Raw genomic sequence first — 18,927 nt, 5'->3', positions numbered from 1 at the left:
TAGCCATGAGCGAGTTCGTCCTGCACAATTACTATCGGTCCTCCACCTCCTATCGGGCGCGGATCGCGCTGGAGATGAAGGGGCTGAGCTACAGCTATGTCCCCCACCATTTGCGCCATGGCGACCATCTGGAGCCGGCCTATCTCGCGGTCAATCCGCAGGGGCTGGTGCCGGCGCTGGTGCTGGGCGACGGCACGCTTTTGACGCAGTCGCTGGCGATCATCGAATATCTCGACGAGATCCAGCCCGAACCGCCGCTGCTGCCTGGGGACGCACTTGGCCGGGCGCGCGTGAGAATGCTGGCGCAGATGATCGCCTGCGACATCCACCCGGTGAACAATCTGCGCGTGCTGACCTCGCTGCGCACCCTGTTCGGCGCCGGCGACCAGGACATCACCAACTGGTTCCGCCACTGGGTGAACGAAGGTTTCCGTCCGCTTGAAAAGCTCCTGGCGTCGTCGCCGCAGACCGGAACATTCTGTCACGGCGAGACTCCGGGGCTCGCCGATATCTGCCTGGTTGCACAAATCGCCAGCAACGCCCGTTTCGGCGTGGACTTGGCGCCCTACCCGACAATCGCACGCATCAACGCCGCCTGCATGGCACTGCCGGCCTTCCAGAAGGCCGCGCCTGAGAAACAAATCGATGCCGAATAGGGAAGCCAAAGATCCCGCGGAAGCCAAGGCGCTGGCCGATATCGAGGCATATGGCTGCCACATTCTCTACGTGTTGGAAGAGGACGACAACCCACCGTTCAGCTACTCGGTTGGCATAGAGCACAACTTCAAGGCTCCAGAGTTGATCGTCATCGGCCTGAAGCCTGAAATCTCCCAATCCATCATCAACGAATATTGCAGGCGAGTCCGATCAGACGAGATCTTCGAACCAGGACAGCGAGCGTCCGGCTTCGTCAACGGCTTCGATTGCCAGTTCGGCACCGTTCATGTGGGGCATTATCGCGAGCATTTCGGCTGGGATATCTGGTTCTACGATGGGCTCGATTTTCGCGTCATGCAGCTGATCTTTCCCACGACCGAAGGGGTCTGGCCATGGGAGGCCGACGCCAGCGACTGGTTCCGAGCGCGCCAGCCGTTGCTCGATACCGAGCCTTCGCCAAAGGACATGGACTGACCTGTCCGGCGGAATCGATTTCCGCTTGACCGGACAAGGAATCGGCTATCGTTTCCCGCAATGCGTGCCGTCTTAAGGGTGGAGTGACCGATGAAAGCCGTCGTCTTCGAGAAATTCGGCGAAGCGCCGACTATCCAGACCGTTCCCGATCCGAAACCGGCTGCCGATGGCGTCGTCATCAAGGTCGAGGCGACCGGGCTCTGCCGCAGCGACTGGCATGGTTGGATGGGCCATGACGCCGATATCCGCCTGCCGCATGTGCCGGGCCACGAACTGGCCGGCATCGTCGTCGCGGCGGGCAAGCATGTGACCCGCTGGAAGGCCGGCGAGCGCGTCACGGTGCCGTTCGCCGTCGGCTGCGGCCATTGCTTCGAATGCAATTCGGGCAATCACCAGGTCTGCGAACATCAATCGCAGCCCGGGTTCAACGCCTGGGGCTCCTTCGCCGAATATGTCGCCATCGAGCATGCCGACACCAATCTGGTGCGCCTGCCCGACGAAATGGAATTCGCCACCGCCGCCAGCCTCGGCTGCCGCTTCGTCACCTCGTTCCGCGCCATCGTCGACCAGGGCCGGGTGACGCCGGGCGAATGGGTGGCGGTGCATGGCTGCGGTGGCGTCGGCCTGTCGGCGATCATGATCGCCAGTTCGATGGGCGCCAATGTCATCGCCATCGACCTCACCGACGAGAAGCTGGAGTTCGCCAGAAAGATCGGCGCCGTCGCCACCATCAATGCGTCCACGACGCCGAACGTGGTCAAGGCAGTCAAGCAGATCACCAATGGCGGCGCGCATATGTCGATGGACGCGCTCGGCCACCCGACCACCTCGTTCAACTCGATCGCCAATCTGCGCCGGCGCGGCCGCCACGTGCAGGTCGGGCTGATGCTTGGCGATCACGCCCGCCCGCAGGTGCCGATGGACAAGGTGATCGCCTTCGAACTCGAAATCCTCGGCAGCCATGGCATGCAGGCCTATCGCTACCCCGCGATGATGGAGATGATCCGCCACGGCAAGCTCAAGCCAGAATTGCTGGTCGGCAAGAAGATCAGCCTCGACGAGGCGCCCGCCGCGCTGATGGCGATGGGTGGTTTCGAGGGAATCGGAATCGGGGTTGTGACGAAGTTTTAAGTTCGCTTCTCGAATTACCGCGCAAACTTCTTCGCCCCGAACACGCAGGCCACCACGCCGAGCGTGACAACCACCATTAGCGGGCTGACCTGCTCGTGCAGCAGCGTCGCCGCCAGCGCGAGGCCGAAGAAGGGCTGCAGCAACTGCAATTGCCCGACTGCGGCGATGCCGCCTTGCGCCAGGCCGCGATACCAGAAGACGAAGCCGATCAGCATGCTGAACAGCGAGACATAGGCGAGCCCGATCCAGGCGTGGGAGCCGACGGCGGCAAACGACGGCGGCAGGGTCGCCAAAGTCAGCACCAGCACGATCGGCAGCGACAGCGTCAGCGCCCAGCAGATCACCTGCCAGCCACCGAGCTTGCGCGATAGCGCGGCGCCCTCGGCATAGCCCAGGCCGCAGACGACGATGGCGGCGAGCATCAAACCGTCGCCCACCGGCGAGGCCGTCACGCCCTGCATCAGCGCGAAACCCGCGACCAGCGCGCTGCCCACGCAGGAAAACAGCCAGAACGCCGGTCGTGGACGGTCACCGCCGCGCAGCACGCCGAAGATCGCGGTTGCCAGCGGCAGCAGCCCGACGAAGATGATCGAGTGGGCGGAGGTGACATGCTTCAGCGCCAGCGCGGTCAGCAGCGGAAAGCCGACCACCACGCCGAGTGCGACGATCACCAGCGACAGCAAATCCCCACGCTCCGGGCGCTTTTGCCGGAACAGGATCAGCATGGCCAGGCCAAGCAGCCCGGCAATCGCGGCGCGGGCCGATGTCAGGAATGTCGGATCGAAATCCACCACCGCCACGCGCGTCGCCGGCAGCGAGCCGCTGAAGATCAGCACGCCGATAAATCCGTTCAGCCAGCCGCTCGCGATCTTGTCCATTCCAGGCTCCATGTCTTTCGCCCTCTATCGGGCAGACACCCATGGTGCAGCCAGAGACAATGGGGTACAATTTCACGAAACTGTAATGAACGATCGAGCAGTACAGATGATTGAATCCGCTTTGGAAACGGACGGCGCACACACCCTTGTCACGACCACCCCTGTCGCGACCACCCTCGTCGAGACTGTCATGGCGACCATTCGCCAGCGTATCGCCGCGCGCAGCCTGACACCGGGAGCGCGACTGCCCTCGATCCGCGCCTTCGCTAAATCCATGCAGGTGTCGAAATCCACCGTGGTCGAGGCCTATGAGCGGCTCGCAGCCGAAGGCGCGATCCGCTCCCGGCCGGGCTCGGGCTTTTATGCCGCCGGCTCGCTGGCGCCGCTATCGCTGGCCGAGATCGGCCCCCGGCTCGATCGTGCCGTCGATCCGCTCTGGGTCTCGCGCCAGTCGTTGGAAGCCGGCGACGAGATCCTGAAACCTGGCTGCGGCTGGCTGCCGGCCTCCTGGATGCCCCAGTCCGCATTGCGTCGCGCACTGCGCACGGTGGCGCGTGCCGATGATGTTGCGCTCGCCGATTACGGCACGCCGCTCGGCTTGCCGCCATTGCGGCAATTGCTGGCGCGGCGCATGGCCGGGCATGGCATCGAAGTCTCGCCCGAACAGATCATGCTGACGGAATCGGGCACGCAGGCCATCGACCTGTTGTGCCGGTTCCTGATCGAGCCCGGCGATACGGTGCTGGTCGACGATCCCTGCTATTTCAATTTCCACGCTTTGCTGCGCGCCCACCGCGCCAAGGTGGTCAGCGTTCCCTACACGCCGTCGGGACCGGATATCGAGCTGTTCGCGCAGGCGCTCGCCGAGCACCGGCCGCGGCTCTACATCACCAATTCCGCCATCCACAACCCGACCGGCGCGATCCTGTCGCCGGTCACGGCGCACCGGCTGCTGAAACTCGCCGACCAATCGGACCTGACCATTGTCGAGGACGATATCTTCGCCGATTTCGAACATGCCCCCGCCCCCAGGCTGGCGGCCTTCGATGGTCTCAGCCGCGTTGTACAGATCGGCAGCTTCTCCAAGACACTGTCGGCCTCGGTCCGCTGCGGCTTCATCGCCGCGCCCCGCGACTGGGTCGAGGGCCTGACCGACCTCAAGATCGCCACGACCTTCGGTGGCGGACGACTGGCGGCCGAACTGGTGCTGACGCTGCTGAAGGACGGCAGCTACCGCAAGCACATGGACTTGCTGCGCGCCAGGCTTGCGCGCGCCATGAGCGAGACCACCACCCGCCTGAAGGCGATCGGCATCACGCCCTGGATCGACCAGCCGGCCGGGCTGTTCCTGTGGTGCAGCCTGCCCGATGGCGTGGACGCGGCCGAAGTCGCACGCCGTGCCCTTTCGGATAATGTCGTGCTGGCGCCAGGCAATGCGTTCAGCCTGTCCCAGACCGCCAGCCGTTTCCTCCGCTTCAACGTTGCGCAGTGCGAAGACAAGCGGATTTTCAAGGTAATCGAGGCGGCGATGGCGCGCTGATCTCAGCGGCTCGCGCAGACCTCCCGCACGCAGTCGCGCAACCAGCGTTGCGCCGGGTCGGCATCGAGGCGCGGATGCCAGAGCATCGATATGGTGACATCCACGATGGCGACCGGCAGCGGAAAACTATGCATGCCGGCGCGCGCACCAACCGTATGCCGCTCGGGCACGCTGGCGATCAGGTCCGAGCCGCGTGCCATGGCGAGCGCGGCCGAGAAACCCGACACCATGCATACGACCGTCCGCTGCAAGCCAAGCGCGCTCAGGGCCTCGTCGATCGGCCCTCTCTCGCGGCCACGCCGCGAGACGCTGATGTGCCGGCCCGCCGCATAGCGCTCGAGCGTCACCGGGCCTTCGCCAAAGGGATGGCCGGCTTGAACAACGCCGATGAAGCGGTCGCGAAACAGCGCCTGGATACGCACTTCGGGACCGGGTTCACCGGCGACGCCGACTTCCAAGTCGATCGCCGCTTCACGCAGCGACATCGCATCCTTGTCGGACTTCGGCGCGAAACGCAGCCGCACCCCTGGCGCATCGGCCTCGATGCGGGCGACGAGACGTGGCCCGAATTCTTCGACGAAGCTTTCGTTGGTGCGTAATGTGAAGACGTTGTCCAGGCTTGAGAGATCAAGCAGTTCGGCCGGGCGCAGCAGCGCCTCCGCGTCCTGGACGACAGGGCCGACCTGCCGCCGCAATTCTTCAGCGCGCGGCGTCGCCACAAGGCCGCGCCCGGCGCGAACCAGCAGGGGATCGCCTGTTGCCTCGCGCAGCCGTGCCAGTGTCCGGCTCATGGCCGAAGGGCTGAGACGCAAACGGCGCGCGGCTCGTGCCACGCTGCCTTCCGCGAGCAGAACGTCCAGCGCAAAGAGCAGATTGAGATCGGGTGACGTCATCGGCCGATCATAGCATATGATATGGCGTTTGATGCACGAATATGATGCAAATGCTGCGCCTTCCGCCATATCAGCCACAGGACTAGATCTCCGACAGCTCCGGTACCGGAGCCGACAAAAGGAGATCGTCATGGCTGTCGCCGAGCAAGAAGGGCTGCTGTCAGCGCCGCAACAGAAAGAATCCGCCGGCTGGGCGCTGGCCAGCCTGTCGCTCGCCACGCTTTTGTCGTCACTCGGAACCAGCATTGCCAGTGTCGGGCTGCCGTCGCTGATGCAGACGTTCGGGGCCTCGTTCCAGGCCGTGCAATGGGTGGTCCTGGCCTATCTCCTTGCCATCACCACGCTGATCGTCAGCGCCGGGCGGCTGGCCGACGTGTTCGGGCGCCGGCCGTTGCTGCTTGGCGGCATCGCACTGTTCACAGCGGCGTCCGTGCTCTGCGGCCTGGCGCCGACACTGTGGCTGCTGATCGCCGCGCGAGCCGTGCAAGGGCTGGGGGCGGCGCTGATGATGGCGCTGACACTGGCCTTTGTCGCCGAAACGGTGAGCAAGGACCGGACCGGCAGCGCCATGGGCCTGCTCGGCGCCATGTCCGCGATCGGCACGACACTCGGCCCTTCGCTCGGCGGGTTGCTGATCGCCGGCCTCGGCTGGCGGGCGATCTTCCTGGTCAATGTCCCGCTGAGCCTCCTGACCTTCGCGCTGGCCTGGCGCGCCCTGCCCGCTCGCGGAAATGGGGGGCAGGCCGCCCGAGGCAAGTTCGACGCGACAGGCACGGCGCTGCTCGCCCTGAGCCTGGGCGCCTATGCGATGGCGATGACGCTTGGCCGGGGTAGTTTCGGCGCGCTCAACATCGGCCTGCTGACCGCGGCCGGCATCGGCGTCATCCTGTTTGCCATTGCGCAGGCGAGAGTGAAAACACCGCTGGTCCAACTCGCCAGCTTCCGCGACCTCCAGCTCGGCGCCAGCCTGGTCATGAGCCTGATCGTCGCCACGGTGATGATGGCGACCCTGGTGGTAGCCCCGTTCTATCTGTCGCGCGGTCTCGGGCTGGATGCCGCGATGGTCGGTCTGGTGCTTTCCACCGGGCCGCTGGTCTCGACCCTGTCGGCGCTGCTGGCGGGACGTCTTGCCGATCGCTTTGGAGCTCACAGGATGATGGTCGCCGGCCTGCTCAGCCTCGCCATGGGCACCTTCCTGCTGTCACTCGCGATGACGAAGCTCGGCATTGCCAGCTATGTCGTTCCCATCACCGTCACCTGCTTCGGCTACGCCCTGTTTCAAACCGCCAACAATGCGGCCGTCATGAGCGGTGTCGGAGCCGGCGAACGCGGCGTCGTATCAGGCCTGCTCAACCTGTCGCGCAATCTCGGCCTGATCACAGGCGCATCCTTGATGGGGGCGATATTCGCGGTCGCGTCGGGGCAAGGCGCTGCGGACACGGCGATCCTGTCGCCGGCCGCGGCCGCGCAGGGAATGCAGACCACTTTCGAAGCGGCAACCGGCATGGTGCTAGCTGCGCTGGTCCTGGCGGTTCTTTCGACCCGTTTTGCCAGCCGGATACCTAGCACGTTGGCCTCACAATAGTGGTGGTTTCCGGGAGCCGGAGCGGAGCGTACTGAAGTACGTGACCACAGTTCTACTGCGACGCAGTAGAACTGAGAAGCGCAGGAGGCCAGCGTTTGCAGGCCGGTCTCACCTAAATATGGATATCAGGCCCCTGCCCGTTTGCGGCGCTCGTAGAGCAAGACCAATGTTTCAGCCGTCAGCGCCGGCTTTTCCTCGCCTTCGATCTCGACCGTATTGGCGGCCTTCATCAGATACTGGCCGGGCCCCCTGTCTTCCATGGACAGCAGAACAGTACGCAGCCTGATGCGCGCGCCGACCTTGACCGGCGCCAGGAACCGCACCTTGTCGAAGCCGTAGTTGAACGCAGCCTGCGTATTCTCCGGCACGATCCCCATGCCGAGCGCCAGCGCGCCGATGATCGACAGCGTCAGGTAGCCATGCGCGATCGTGGTGCGAAACGGGCTTTGCCGCCGCGCCCGTTCCGGATCGACATGGATCCACTGATGGTCGCCGGTGCATTCGGCGAACTGGTCGATACGGTCCTGGTCGACAGTGGTCCATTCCGAGACGCCGAGTTCCTGCCCGGACATCATCCTCAACTGCTCGTAGGTCGGCGGCGTTTTAGGCCGTATTTCTGTCATTCCTGCTTTCCCGATCGCTTTCAGCGCCTCCGGACCACGAACTGACGGCCTCTGTCAATTCGCCCTGCGTGAATCCGTTCCGCCGAACTCCAGCGGAATCGTGCCATGCCTTGCGATTCCTTGCGATTCAATAGCAGGGTCGAATTCCTGCCTGGTGGATGCAACTGCGCGCAAGGTCGCGGACCTGCGAACCGGCTTGCCCGGATGAAGGCGAAGCGACAGGCCTCGGGAGCCTATTTCTGCCCATACCCGGCGCGGATTTCCTCCATCGCCTCCTTGATGCGCGCGCGCAGGATATCGATCGATTCGGTGCCGGATTTCCGGGCCAATTCAGCCACTTCCCCGGCATTTTTCAGCGCGGCCTCGAAGGATTTCTTGGCGAACTCCGTCTGCTTGGCCATGATTTCCTGCGGATTGCCTGGCGTCCGGTAGCCCTGCGCCATGTCGGCAACCTCACGCAGCGTGTCCTGCAACATCTCGCGTTGCCTCGACAACAGCGAGGTCGCGCCGGCGGCGCCGGCTCGCGCCGATTTCTCCAAGGCTTCGAGGTTCTTGCGATGATGGGCAAGGATCGCCTCGACATCGACATTGGGCACCTTCAGGTCGCGGCCGAACCTGCCGAACATGTCCATGAAGGAATCGGATTCCGGTTGTTTGGCCATGATGTCTTCTCCCCTGTGCCGCGGATGCGGGTGCCTCGTCGGGAGCATAGCACTCGGCTGCCGCGTGTCCATTTCGAACACGGGCAGGCGACCGATGCGCATCAATTGACAGGGAGCAGCAGTTCGATCGTGTAGAGCGCGATACCCGCCAGCCCGCCGATGATCATGCCGTTGAAGCGGATGTATTGCAGGTCCCTGCCGATGTTCATCTCGATCAGCCGCGTCAGTTGGGCAAGGTCCCAGCGCTTGACCTGGTCGGCGATGAATTTCGACACGCCGCTCTTCTGGCTCTCGACGAAGGAGGCAAGCGCCACGACGAACCCCTGGTTCATGTCGGCCCGGATCTGCGCGTCGCCGGCGAGATGGCGCCCGACCTCGACGAACATGTTGGCGAGATGCGCGCGGATCATCGAATTCGGCGCCTTGGCGTCCTGCTCGATGAACACGCTGAGGCTTGCCCACATATCGCCGGCCAATCCCTTGACCTCCGGCCGGGCCAGGAAATCCCGCTTCATCTGCTCGGCGCGTTTGGCGTATTGCTTCGATGTTCTGAGTTTTTCGATGAAGCCTTGGGCGAAACGGTCGAATTCGGCGCGCATCGGATGCTCGGGATCGGCCCGCACCTCGTCAAGCAGCGAGCCGGCCGAGGCGACGATTTTCTTCAAGAGATAGGCGTCGGCCCGAAACAGGTTGAACAGCGACGGCAACTCCTCGCGGATTTTTTCGCGCATCGTCGCCAATGCCTGTTCGTCATTGAGGAACCGCCCGATCACCTTGGTGAATTCGTCGAACAGTTTCTGGTGGCGGCGGTCGTCGGTGAGCGCGGACAAGAGTTCGGCGGCGAGCGGCGCCAGCGGCACCTTCTCGATCTGCTCCAGCATGCGGCTGGTGACGAAGCCACGCAGGCCGGATTGTTCCACTGCAGCCAGCGTCTGCGGCACCAGCCGCACGACGAAGCGCGACAGCCCGGCCGCGCGTTCGCCGTCGGCCAGCCAGTCGGCGACCAGCGCCGAAAAATCCACCTCGGCAAGCTTCTCACGCACCGGTTCGGGGGCGAGGAAGTTCGCCTCGATGAAGCGGCCGAGATTGTCGGCGATACGGTGCTGGTTCTCGGGAATGATGGCGGTATGAGGGATCGGCAACCCAAGCGGCCGCTTGAACAGCGCCACAACCGCGTACCAGTCGGCCAGACCGCCGATGGTCGCCGCCTCGGCAAAGGCCGCGACGAATCCCAGCCACGGATAGGAGTGTTCGAACGATTTGGCCAACGCGAACACCAGCACGCAAAGCGCCAGCGCGGCCGTGGCGACGAATTTCGTCCGCCGCAAAGCGGAGAGCTTGGCGGCAGCGTCGGCATCGAAACGGACTGGCGCCAGGGACGAAGCCGATTGTGCCATGGATGAACTGCTCCTCGCCGATCTCTGGGATGGATCTCGAGCCTATCTAATGTTGCCCCGGCCGAAATGCCCGTGACAGCCACATCGCCCGCGTTTTGCCCGGCTCCGCACATAAAGTTGACGAGAATATTCATCTATAAGGCCCGGCTAGTCTGGAATTATTCCAAGGTATAGGCCATATTCGGCCGAGGCCAGCGCGGCGAATCCCAAATTCCGGATGAGAGCCGCGCCGGCAGAGTTCTGGAATCTGGCGTGGTTGCACCGCACCAGCGCTGAGTGAGGACGAAATGCGGCTTACACGCCAGACCAATTATGCCATGCGCATCCTGATGTATTGTGCCGCCAACAACGACCGGCTGAGCCGTATTCCGGAGATCGCGGCCGCCTATTCGGTGTCGGAACTGTTTCTGTTCAAGATCCTGCAGCCGCTGGTCGAGCACGGCCTTGTCGAGACCGTGCGTGGTCGCAATGGCGGCGTCAGGCTTGGCCGCGCTGCCGAAGCGATCAGCCTGTTCGACGTCGTGCGGGTGACGGAAGAAAGCTTCGCCATGGCCGAATGCTTCGAAAACGATGCCGCCGAATGCCCGCTGGTCGACAGCTGCGCGCTGAATTCGGCGCTGCGTGAAGCGCTGAACGCGTTCTTCGCGGTGCTGGAGCGCTACACGATCGCCGATATGGTGGCGGCGCGCCCGAATGTGCGCAGCCTGCTCGGCATCGATATGCTGGAGCGCCGCGCCCCGGCCGCCTGAGCTTCTTTCTCCCCGTTCTACGGGGAGAAATGCCCGGCAGGGCAATGAGGGGCGGCGCCAACTTCCACAACTAGCGTCAATGTTGGAAGCGCAGGAAACCTGCCGTTCGCAGGCCGGCCTCACCTGACTGTCAACCGACCGACGATTGCGGCAGCACGAACGGCATGTTGCCGGCCGGCAGCACACCGACCCGGAGCCGGCAGTCGAAAACCTTCTCGATCAGATCGTCGCTCAGCACATCCCGTGGCGAACCGGTCGCCGCCAGCCGGCCACGATGCATGACGAAGATGCGGTCGGCGTACATGGCCGTCAGATTGAGGTCATGCAGGATAGCGACCACGCCGCCGCCCCTTCTGGCGAAGTCGCGGGCGATGTTCATGATGATCAGTTGGTGCTTGATGTCGAGGCTGGAAACCGGCTCATCGAGGAACAGATAGCGCGGTCTGCCGTCGAGCACCGGCGCCCAGACCTGGCACAGCACACGTGCAAGCTGGACGCGCTGCTGCTCGCCGCCTGAAAGCTCTAGGTAGAAACGCCCGGCAAAGCCGTCGAGATCGACACGCGCCAGCGCCCGCTCCGGCAGCCGCAGATCTTCGCCCGACAAGGCGCCCGAGCGGCCACCGACAAGGCCAAGCTTGACCACCTCGCGCACGGTGAACGGAAACGACAGTGTTGTCGCCTGCGGCAGCACCGCCCGCTGGACGGCGATCTCGACCGGCTTCATGGCCAAGAGATCGCGGCCGTTGAGAACGACGCGTCCGGTAAAGGCAAGTTCGCCCGACAGCGCCTTGAGGAAAGTCGTCTTGCCCGATCCATTGGGACCGACGATCGCCGCCACCTCGCCTGGCCGTGCATCGAAATCGACACCGCCGACGATGCGCTTGCCGGCGATATCAACCGAAACATCCCTCGCCTCGATCATAAAAACCTCACAATCCCAACCCTCATCACCCCAAGCCTCACAAATCAATCACGCCGCGCTTGCGCAGCAGGATCCACAGGAAGAACGGTGCACCGGCTATCGCGGTGACGATGCCGATCGGCAATTCGGCCGGCGCCACGATGGTGCGGGCGACAGCGTCGGCGAGCAGCAGCAGCGAGGCGCCGAGCAGCGCCGAAGCCGGCAGCAGGTAACGATTGTCCGGGCCGATCAGCAGGCGCAGCAGATGCGGCACGACAATGCCGACGAAGCCGATGCCGCCGCTGACGGCGACCGATGCGCCGACCGCCGCCGAAACGCCGACGATGGCCGTGTACTTCAACCGCTGCACCGGAATGCCGAGATGGCCGGCGGTCGCCTCGCCCAGCGCCAGTGCGTTGAGGCCGCGCGCCAGGAACGGCATCGCCGCCAATGCCAGCACGATGATCGGCCCGACCGAAGCGATCTTGCCCCAGGTCGCGCCGCCGAGCGATCCGAGCGACCAAAAGGTCAGGTCGCGCAGCTGGCGGTCGTCAGCCACGAAGATCAGGATGCCGGTCAGCGCCATGGCAAGGGCTGCCAGCGCGATGCCGGCCAAAAGCATGGTCGCGACCGAGGTTTGCCCGCGCCGGGTGGCAACCTGATAAAGCATCAGCGTCGTGGCAAGGCCGCCGAAGAACGCCGCCAGCGGCAACGCCAACGTGCCGAGCAAGGTCGTCACCGGTGCCAGTGCCGTGGCGCCGAGCACGATGATGGCCACAGCGCCGAGGCTGGAGCCAGCCGAAACGCCGATCAGGCCGGGGTCGGCCAGCGGATTGCGGAACAGGCCCTGCATGACGGCGCCGGAGACCGCGAGTGCTGCACCAACCAGCATGCCGAGAACGACGCGCGGCAAGCGGATGTCATAGACGATCAGGCTGTCGCGCGCGCTCAGCGCCGCATCGCCTGGAACGGCTCCAGACAACCAGTTCCTGATGACGTTGACGGCGGATGCGTCCGACGCGCCCGATGTCAGCGACAGGAACACGGCAGCCGCCAGCCCCACGCACAACAGCAGGATGACGATGCGGGCGCGACCCGAGCGGTCGCCTTCGGATGCATTCGCCATCACCTTTACCGGGCCGGCGATCGACTGATCGACCATGATGCTCAGTCCGTGACCTGCGCGCCGTAGAACGAGACGGCGAGATCGTGGATGGCATCCGCCGTGCGTGGCCCGAAGCCGAGCAGATAGCCGCCATCGATGCGGATCAGCTTGCGCGCAGTACCGGCTGGCGTCGGGGCGATCGACGGATTGCCGAACAATTCGTCGTCCGACACCGGTGGCCCGGCATTGCTCATCATCAGGATCACGTCCGGCCTGGCGGTGATGATCGCTTCGTCGGACAATTGCTTGTAACCGGAGAAGCCCTCGATGGCATTGACCCCACCCGCCAGCCTGACCATGCCGTCGGCCGCGGTGTCGCTGCCGGCCGCCAGGATCTTGCCGCCCTGTATCGACAGCACGAACAGGACGCGCTTGCGCTCCTTGATCGAGGCCGTCTGCCTTTCGGCGGCCTTGAGCTTGGCATCGAGCTCCTTGGCCAGCACCTCGGCCTTGGCGTCGACGCCGAGTGCCTTGCCGACAATGCGGACCTTCTCGAGAATGCCTTCGTGACTATAGTATTCGGGCACTTCGATGAACGGAATGCTGGTCTTCTTCAGCACATCGACGGCTTCCCTGGGGCCACTGCCCTGCAGCGCCAGGATGCCTGTCGGATTGACCGATAATACGCCCTCGGGCGAGAGCGCGCGCATATAGCCGACATCGGGCAGGTCGAGCGCGGCTTTCGGATAATTGCTGGTGGAATCGCGGGCCACCAGACGTGTCTCCTCACCGAGCGCATAGACGATTTCGGTGATCGAACCGCCAATCGCAGTGATCTTCGACGGGTCGGAGAAGACCGCGACGCCTTCGGCGGCGCCGGCCGGCTGCAGCGTGGCAAAAGCAAGGGAGAGGCCGATCATCGGCGCAAGGATTGATCCGCGTACTGCCGGCAGGCTCAGGGCCGGCATGTTGAGGAAAGAACGCATCACACTGTCCTCAGGCTGCCGTAGGGTTTGGGATGCGCGGCAGGTTCTCGGCCAGGAACCGCCAGTCGTCGCGCTCGCTTTCGCCTTCGTGTCGCTTGCCGAAGAACTGGATGATCATGCTGCCGTCGGCCGCGTAGACCTCGAGCGACGTGACATGGCCGTCCTTGGTCGGCTTGCGCACCGCCCAGACCTCATGAATGTGGTCGGTCCGCAGGTGCAGGTGGAAGGTCTCGTCCAGCACGTTGATCCACGGCCCCATCGGCTTGATCGACTTGACTGGCCCGGAATGTATCTGGATGCAGCCGCGGTTTCCGACAAAGCACATGATCGGCATCTCGCCTTGGGCGGCGTGATGGAACATGGCCTGGACCGCGTCATTGTCGAGCAGCCAGGCATAATCCTGGCCGACCATGCGCACCGCCTGGCGGCGGCTGAGCTTCAGCGTCCTCAGCATGCCGAAGAACTGGTGCACGTCCGTCAGCCGGCTCCAGCGGTCGCGCAGATCGTCGAGACTGGCGGTGGCCGCCGAGGCCTCGCTTTCTTCGGAGATTGGTCCTGAAATGTCGATCGTCGGCTCCTGGTTCGATGATTCCAGGGAGGCAACCAGCTTCTGGTAGGCGTAGAGGCTGGAGGATGGCCGCAAATGCACCTTGTGCACCGCCTCGCCCGCCGCGTCGAAGAACTGCAGGCTGCGGCGGATCTCTTCGCCATCGCGCTTTTCGACGGCAAAGCCGTGCGCCCAGACTTTCGGGAAGATGCGCAGATCGATGTTCTCGCCGAGCACCATGGCATTGTGGTTGCCGGTGACGACCTTGTCGTAGACGCCGATCTTTTCGTGCACGGCGCTTTCGTTGCGGGTCAACGCCATTACCTCCCCGACGGCCTCGAGACCGGTCAGTATATCGTTGACGCGCGGCTCGATGCGGACCACGCCGTCACCGCAATGCGCGGCGACCAGCTCGGCCTCCGAAATGCCGAGCTGGCTCGCCAGGTCACGCTCGCGCGTTTTCGGATTCTCCATCCGTGCCCGCCGGATTTCATGTGGGGCGGGTTTTACGCGCTGGTCCATGTCTTACCCCTATCGCCTTGCCTTACTTGTTGAGAATGAGCTTGCCCTGGCGGGTGATCTTCAGCCTGTAGAGAGCACCATGGTGCTCGATGCCGATCTCGTGCTCGCCCTGGAAAAGGGCGTTGCTGGACAGGGTCCGCACCGCCAACGGAACTCGATCGAAACGGACCGCAGTGTCGTCGGAACGGCGGACGCGATGGCGAAAGTCATTGGGATTGTGCGTGTTCATCTGGGTCGATCCCTTTCCTGTGCCGGGCATCTGGCTGGGCGTTGCATAATTACCGATTCATTTCTTGACTCGAATAATCATGTTTACTAGTCAGTGCAATACCGGAGCAAACGAGTCAAGATTTAAGGCGCCGGACACGATCAAAAATGCCAGCCAGCCCCGGGCGAGCCAGCATCGAACCTGGATTTTGGAGTTGGGGCATGGGGTTGATGAATTGGGAACGGCGTGGCCGGTTGGCGGCGAACGGTGCGGCGGTTTTGCTGACAGGTGTGGCGGCGATCGCGTTATCGGCGCAACTTGCCAACGCTCAGCAGGCAACACAGCAGACGGACGAGGCGAAGAAGGCCGACCAGGAAAAAGCGGGACAAGCGGGCGCGACGCTGCTCGACAAGGTGCTGGTCATCAGCCGCACCGGCGAAACGGCGATCGAATCGCTGGCCTCGGCCAGCCATGTCGACCAGGAGCAACTCGACCGTCGCATGGCGACGACGCCGAACGAGATGCTGCTCGGTGTTCCCGGTGTTGCGACACAGGCCGACGCCAGGCGCGTCAGCACCAGCATCAACATACGCGGCCTGCAGGATTTCGGCCGCGTCGCGGTCATCGTCGATGGCGCGCGGCAGGATTTCCAGCGTTCGGACCACGGCACCCAGTCGACCTTCTACATCGACCCGGAGCTCGTCAAATCCGTCGACGTGATCCGTGGTCCCGTCGCCAACACCTACGGCTCGGGCGCCATCGGCGGCGTCGTCTTCTTCGACACCAAGGACGCCGTGGACTTCCTCAAGCCGGAAGAAACATGGGGCGCTTCGGTAACCGGGCGCTATGAGAGCAATGGCAAGGGCTGGACCACCAGTGCCTCCGGCGCCTACCGTTTCAACGAGAATTGGGATGCGCTCGGCAATATCGTCTACCGCAACTACGACAACTACAAGGATGGCGCCGGCGATACCGTCAACGGCACCGGCTTCGACGTGCTGAGCGGCCTGCTCAAGACCACCATCCGTCCGACCGACAACAGCGAATTGAAGCTCGGCTGGGTCGGTTCCAACGACAGTTGGGACGAAACCAGCGGCGGCGTGCCGGTCAACGATGTCGACCTGAAGTCGAACACCTTCACGGCCCGTTACAACATCACGGATGAGGACAAGAGCTGGCTCGATCTCCACATCAACACCTCCTACAACAAGACCAATCTCGGCCTGACCAGCCTTGTTCCTCTCAGCCGATTCGATCCCATCACGGGCGATTCCATAATCCTTCCGGTTGGATCGACATCGACATTCGATGTCGGCACGGCGGCGATAGACATCTGGAATACATCGAGATTCGAGACTGGCGGCGTAGCGCACGAGCTGACCTATGGCGGCGATTGGGTCAATGATGACGTCAAAACCGGCGGTACCGCGGGCGGAGACAGTTTCTACACACCTTCGGGAAAGCGTAACGTCTCTGGAGCCTACGTTCAGGACAAGCTCACCTGGGAATGGCTCGAAGTCATTGCCGGGCTGCGCTACGACAACTACAGCCTCAAGGACGGCACCCATGAAACGTCAGGTGACCGTCTTTCGCCGCGCATCACCGTCGGCGTCACGCCCTTCGACACGCCAAGCCTGTCGGGGTTGCAGTTCTACGGCACCTATGCGGAGGGCTACCGCTCTCCATCGCTGACCGAGACACTGATCAGCGGCAACCATCCGGCGGGGGTCACCTTCCCGTTCCTGCCCAATCCCAACCTGAAGCCCGAGACCGGCAAGACCGTCGAATTCGGCGTCAACTACAAGCAGAATGACATCCTTGAACCCGGCGATGCGCTTCGCATCAAGGCGGCCTACTTCAACAACAATGTGGACGACTACATAGAGGGTACCTCCTTCGGGGCTTCCTTCACCAATCCAGCGAGCGCCTGCCCGGTCGATTGGGACCAGCTCATGAACAACCCCGGCTACATCCCGATCTGCTACCAGTATCAGAATTTTGCCAAGGCCAAGATAAACGGCTTCGAGTTGGAAGGCCTCTATGACGCCGGTTGGGGATATGCTGGCCTCTCTGCCTCGATAACCAATGGTCACACCATTTCCTACACGGGCGTTCGAGCAGACCTCGCCACGATACCGTCCTCCCAGGTCACGGCCCAGCTTGGCCTGCGCTTCCTCGAGGACAAGCTGACCGTCGGCGGCGAAGTGCAATACAATGGCAAGCCGAAGGGCAATGCCGTGGCCACGGACTATACGCTGGTCAACGCCTTCGCCAGCTATCAGGCGACGGATGATCTGAAGGTCGATTTCCGTGCCGATAATCTGTTCGACGTCAAATACGCCAACCCGTTGAACGGCAGCACGACAGTTGCGGTCTATGAGCCGGGCATAACGTTGAAGCTGGCGGCAACCATGCGTTTTGGAGGCTGATGGTCATGAAGAGCTTGACGGCATCACTTCGTCTGCTGACCTCGACGTTTGCGATGTCGCTGGCGATGGTTCCGGCGTGGGCTGAAGGGTCCGCGCCGGTCCCCGCACTGACCCTCGAACTGAACGCCGCGCACCTTCCGACAAGGGTTGCCGGCTGACATTCGTGGTCAACAACAACCTCGGCGCCGGCCTCTCCAAGGCGGCATTCGAGATCGCGCTGTTCAACGAGGCCAGCGTCGTCGACCGGCTGACCGTGCTCGACTTCAAGGATTTGCCGGAAGACAAGACCAAGGTGACGCGCTTTGATCTCGCCGGCACCGATTGCACCAAGATCAGCCGCGTTCTGATCAACAGCGCGACGGAATGCGCCGGCACCGGCGTCGAGCCGAACGCCTGCATGCGCAGACTGAAGACCGACACCAAGACCGGCATCGCTTTCGGCGTCTAAGGTGGGGCTGCACACCGCGTTCACACAAGACACCGCGGCATGGTCCATGGCCGGCTGCGGTCTGCCGCCGTGCGGGGCAATCGATCTTGATTTGACAACACTGCGTGGGCCGCTGCAGTTTCCGGCCCGCAACATGCAGGAAGTCAGTCCCCTCCCCGACGCTGGCGGCGAGCTGGCGATAGCGCCGGCCGAGCCGCTTGCCCAGACGCGACCGCAAGCCGGCAACGGCAAGTGGGCGACGGCGATTATCATCTCCGGTCTGCTCCATGCCGCGGCAGCGGCGGCCTTTCTGGTCTCGCCCGCCGGCACATTCGATTTCCAGGATGCGGAGCAGTCGGAAGGCAGCAATCAGACAGGTGACAGGGTCGCCGGCAGCGCACTGGACAAGGACCCCGCGGCAGTGAACGTCAGGCTGGTGCCGAGCCCTCGGCCGGCCAGGCCACATCAGGCAAAGCCTGCCAGACCAGCGCCGCCGGCAAAACCTTCGCGGCCCGAGCAGGAAACCGTGAACCAAGCTCCCGAGCCAACAAAGGAGGCGGCAAAGCAACTGCCCCAGCCTTTGCCGGAAGCTGTCAAAGAGCAAGCGGTCACGCCGGACGTACTGGTGGCGGCGGCCCCGCGCCCCGATGACCAAAGCGTGGCTGCCGAGGCCGAAACGCCGGCACAGCCAAGAGCCCAGGCCGAAACCATCAAAATGCCTGTCGCCGTTCCGGACCAGCCGCCGATCCCCAGCGCCAGGCCAACGCCGGCGGCGATCCCTTCAAAAGCAGCGGATGAGAAGCGCGGCACCGCTGACGGCCAGGACCTGCTGGCTCAAGCGGCCAGCAAGGGCAAAAAACAGGAAGAGCCAGGCAGCGCCGCGGAAGACAGCTACCGGGGCGATGTGATCAGAAAGCTCAGCCGCGTCAATCGAGCCGTCCCGCCTTCCCTGCAACTGACCGCGCGCAACAATGCCGTTGTGACATTCGTTATCAGCAGCAAAGGCGGCATTGATGACCTGCGAATCCTGGAAAGCTCCGGATCGCCAAACTTCGACCAGATCGTGCTTGGCATCGTCCGCAAGGCGGCGCCGTTCCCGCCTATTCCGCCCAAAATCGGCAGCAGCCTGGAGTTTACCGGCGCTATCGGGCCGTTTTGAATGTCCCGCCTTCAACCATCAACAGTCCGCAATCCATTGATTGAAAAAGGAAAT

Annotated in this window: 18 protein-coding genes and 1 pseudogene; 9 read left to right on the top strand and 10 right to left on the bottom strand. The window is 63.5% G+C overall.

What is annotated here, in order from left to right:
- Positions 1-5 precede the first annotated feature (5 nt).
- The 3 genes from maiA to X743_RS167505 all read left to right on the top strand — a co-directional run bounded on the left by maiA (position 6) and on the right by X743_RS167505 (position 2,262).
- Entirely contained in the window at positions 6-656 is a 651-nt protein-coding gene (gene maiA / locus X743_RS167495; protein ID WP_023763462.1) for a maleylacetoacetate isomerase, read from the top strand.
- Positions 646-1,131 carry a DUF4262 domain-containing protein gene (locus tag X743_RS167500; protein ID WP_023763461.1) on the top strand — a complete coding sequence of 162 codons (486 nt, stop codon included), beginning with the start codon at positions 646-648 and terminating at the stop codon, positions 1,129-1,131. Before maiA ends, X743_RS167500 begins: the two co-directional genes overlap by 11 nt.
- A 90-nt stretch (positions 1,132-1,221) precedes the next feature.
- Positions 1,222-2,262, top strand: coding sequence for a zinc-dependent alcohol dehydrogenase family protein (locus X743_RS167505; RefSeq protein ID WP_023763460.1), 1,041 nt, complete (start codon positions 1,222-1,224; stop codon positions 2,260-2,262).
- 14 nt (positions 2,263-2,276) lie between these two features.
- Here the strand turns inward: X743_RS167505 and X743_RS167510 are convergent, their stop codons facing one another.
- Positions 2,277-3,140, bottom strand: a complete 864-nt coding sequence (locus tag X743_RS167510) for a DMT family transporter (protein ID WP_023763459.1) — start codon at positions 3,138-3,140, stop codon at positions 2,277-2,279.
- A 190-nt stretch (positions 3,141-3,330) separates the two neighbouring features.
- On the opposite strand from X743_RS167510, the gene X743_RS167515 reads away from it, so the two are divergent.
- Positions 3,331-4,680 (top strand): PLP-dependent aminotransferase family protein, encoded by a 1,350-nt coding sequence (locus X743_RS167515; protein WP_051508495.1) that lies wholly within the window; start codon positions 3,331-3,333, stop codon positions 4,678-4,680.
- Positions 4,681-4,682: 2 nt separating this feature from the next.
- On the opposite strand, the gene X743_RS167520 is transcribed toward X743_RS167515, so the two are convergent.
- Complete coding sequence (locus X743_RS167520) at positions 4,683-5,573, bottom strand: LysR family transcriptional regulator (RefSeq protein ID WP_023763457.1); 891 nt, start codon at positions 5,571-5,573, stop codon at positions 4,683-4,685.
- Between the two features lie 130 nt (positions 5,574-5,703).
- Here X743_RS167520 and X743_RS167525 point away from each other — a divergent pair, with 130 nt between their 5' ends.
- Positions 5,704-7,158, top strand: a complete 1,455-nt coding sequence (locus tag X743_RS167525; protein WP_023763456.1) for an MFS transporter — start codon at positions 5,704-5,706, stop codon at positions 7,156-7,158.
- Positions 7,159-7,283: 125 nt separating this feature from the next.
- Here X743_RS167525 and X743_RS167530 read toward each other — a convergent pair whose 3' ends face one another.
- The 3 genes from X743_RS167530 to X743_RS167540 form a co-directional block, all read right to left on the bottom strand.
- Positions 7,284-7,781, bottom strand: coding sequence for a MaoC family dehydratase (locus X743_RS167530; protein ID WP_013895050.1), 498 nt, complete (start codon positions 7,779-7,781; stop codon positions 7,284-7,286).
- A gap of 233 nt (positions 7,782-8,014) precedes the next feature.
- Positions 8,015-8,443, bottom strand: coding sequence for a phasin family protein (locus X743_RS167535; RefSeq protein WP_023763455.1), 429 nt, complete (start codon positions 8,441-8,443; stop codon positions 8,015-8,017).
- A gap of 101 nt (positions 8,444-8,544) precedes the next feature.
- On the bottom strand, positions 8,545-9,840 hold the full coding sequence (locus tag X743_RS167540) for a DUF445 domain-containing protein (protein WP_023763454.1): 1,296 nt from the start codon (positions 9,838-9,840) through the stop codon (positions 8,545-8,547).
- Positions 9,841-10,127: 287 nt separating this feature from the next.
- Here X743_RS167540 and rirA point away from each other — a divergent pair, with 287 nt between their 5' ends.
- Positions 10,128-10,589 carry an iron-responsive transcriptional regulator RirA gene (gene rirA, locus X743_RS167545; protein WP_013895047.1) on the top strand — a complete coding sequence of 154 codons (462 nt, stop codon included), beginning with the start codon at positions 10,128-10,130 and terminating at the stop codon, positions 10,587-10,589.
- A 130-nt stretch (positions 10,590-10,719) separates the two neighbouring features.
- On the opposite strand, the gene X743_RS167550 is transcribed toward rirA, so the two are convergent.
- Genes X743_RS167550 through hemP form a run of 5 tightly spaced genes read right to left on the bottom strand, consistent with a single transcriptional unit; the run spans position 10,720 to position 14,879 of the window.
- A complete protein-coding gene (locus tag X743_RS167550; protein WP_023763453.1) occupies positions 10,720-11,511 on the bottom strand; it encodes a heme ABC transporter ATP-binding protein in 792 nt (263 codons plus the stop codon).
- 37 nt (positions 11,512-11,548) lie between these two features.
- Positions 11,549-12,652, bottom strand: a complete 1,104-nt coding sequence (locus tag X743_RS167555; protein WP_023763452.1) for an iron ABC transporter permease — start codon at positions 12,650-12,652, stop codon at positions 11,549-11,551.
- 5 nt (positions 12,653-12,657) lie between these two features.
- Positions 12,658-13,581: a hemin ABC transporter substrate-binding protein gene (locus tag X743_RS167560; protein ID WP_023763451.1), complete on the bottom strand. Its 924-nt coding sequence runs from the start codon at positions 13,579-13,581 to the stop codon at positions 12,658-12,660.
- A gap of 10 nt (positions 13,582-13,591) precedes the next feature.
- Entirely contained in the window at positions 13,592-14,650 is a 1,059-nt protein-coding gene (locus X743_RS167565; protein ID WP_023763450.1) for a hemin-degrading factor, read from the bottom strand.
- 22 nt (positions 14,651-14,672) lie between these two features.
- Complete coding sequence (gene hemP / locus X743_RS167570; RefSeq protein WP_023763449.1) at positions 14,673-14,879, bottom strand: hemin uptake protein HemP; 207 nt, start codon at positions 14,877-14,879, stop codon at positions 14,673-14,675.
- A 200-nt stretch (positions 14,880-15,079) separates the two neighbouring features.
- Here hemP and X743_RS167575 point away from each other — a divergent pair, with 200 nt between their 5' ends.
- The 3 genes and pseudogenes from X743_RS167575 (at position 15,080) to X743_RS167580 (ending at position 18,873) form a co-directional block, all read left to right on the top strand.
- Complete coding sequence (locus X743_RS167575; protein WP_023763448.1) at positions 15,080-17,287, top strand: TonB-dependent hemoglobin/transferrin/lactoferrin family receptor; 2,208 nt, start codon at positions 15,080-15,082, stop codon at positions 17,285-17,287.
- Between the two features lie 5 nt (positions 17,288-17,292).
- Positions 17,293-17,735, top strand: a pseudogene (locus X743_RS01000000168515) (hypothetical protein).
- Position 17,736: 1 nt separating this feature from the next.
- Complete coding sequence (locus X743_RS167580; RefSeq protein ID WP_348625893.1) at positions 17,737-18,873, top strand: TonB family protein; 1,137 nt, start codon at positions 17,737-17,739, stop codon at positions 18,871-18,873.
- Positions 18,874-18,927: the final 54 nt, after the last annotated feature.

It is taken from the genome of Mesorhizobium sp. LNHC232B00 (assembly GCF_000502435.1).
GTDB lineage: Bacteria > Pseudomonadota > Alphaproteobacteria > Rhizobiales > Rhizobiaceae > Mesorhizobium > Mesorhizobium opportunistum.
The sequence above is the reverse complement of the archived record's forward strand: the minus strand, read 5'-3'. Positions and strand labels throughout refer to the sequence as shown.

Excerpts from the sequence above, each read along its gene's own strand:
- maiA (WP_023763462.1), top strand. The coding sequence starts at position 6 with ATGAGCGAGTTCGTCCTGCACAATTACTATCGGTCCTCCACCTCCTAT.
- X743_RS167500 (WP_023763461.1), top strand. The coding sequence starts at position 646 with ATGCCGAATAGGGAAGCCAAAGATCCCGCGGAAGCCAAGGCGCTGGCC.
- X743_RS167505 (WP_023763460.1), top strand. The coding sequence starts at position 1,222 with ATGAAAGCCGTCGTCTTCGAGAAATTCGGCGAAGCGCCGACTATCCAG.
- X743_RS167510 (WP_023763459.1), bottom strand. The coding sequence starts at position 3,140 with ATGGACAAGATCGCGAGCGGCTGGCTGAACGGATTTATCGGCGTGCTG.
- X743_RS167515 (WP_051508495.1), top strand. The coding sequence starts at position 3,331 with ATGGCGACCATTCGCCAGCGTATCGCCGCGCGCAGCCTGACACCGGGA.
- X743_RS167520 (WP_023763457.1), bottom strand. The coding sequence starts at position 5,573 with ATGACGTCACCCGATCTCAATCTGCTCTTTGCGCTGGACGTTCTGCTC.
- X743_RS167525 (WP_023763456.1), top strand. The coding sequence starts at position 5,704 with ATGGCTGTCGCCGAGCAAGAAGGGCTGCTGTCAGCGCCGCAACAGAAA.
- X743_RS167530 (WP_013895050.1), bottom strand. The coding sequence starts at position 7,781 with ATGACAGAAATACGGCCTAAAACGCCGCCGACCTACGAGCAGTTGAGG.
- X743_RS167535 (WP_023763455.1), bottom strand. The coding sequence starts at position 8,443 with ATGGCCAAACAACCGGAATCCGATTCCTTCATGGACATGTTCGGCAGG.
- X743_RS167540 (WP_023763454.1), bottom strand. The coding sequence starts at position 9,840 with ATGGCACAATCGGCTTCGTCCCTGGCGCCAGTCCGTTTCGATGCCGAC.
- rirA (WP_013895047.1), top strand. The coding sequence starts at position 10,128 with ATGCGGCTTACACGCCAGACCAATTATGCCATGCGCATCCTGATGTAT.
- X743_RS167550 (WP_023763453.1), bottom strand. The coding sequence starts at position 11,511 with ATGATCGAGGCGAGGGATGTTTCGGTTGATATCGCCGGCAAGCGCATC.
- X743_RS167555 (WP_023763452.1), bottom strand. The coding sequence starts at position 12,652 with ATGGTCGATCAGTCGATCGCCGGCCCGGTAAAGGTGATGGCGAATGCA.
- X743_RS167560 (WP_023763451.1), bottom strand. The coding sequence starts at position 13,581 with ATGCGTTCTTTCCTCAACATGCCGGCCCTGAGCCTGCCGGCAGTACGC.
- X743_RS167565 (WP_023763450.1), bottom strand. The coding sequence starts at position 14,650 with ATGGACCAGCGCGTAAAACCCGCCCCACATGAAATCCGGCGGGCACGG.
- hemP (WP_023763449.1), bottom strand. The coding sequence starts at position 14,879 with ATGAACACGCACAATCCCAATGACTTTCGCCATCGCGTCCGCCGTTCC.
- X743_RS167575 (WP_023763448.1), top strand. The coding sequence starts at position 15,080 with ATGGGGTTGATGAATTGGGAACGGCGTGGCCGGTTGGCGGCGAACGGT.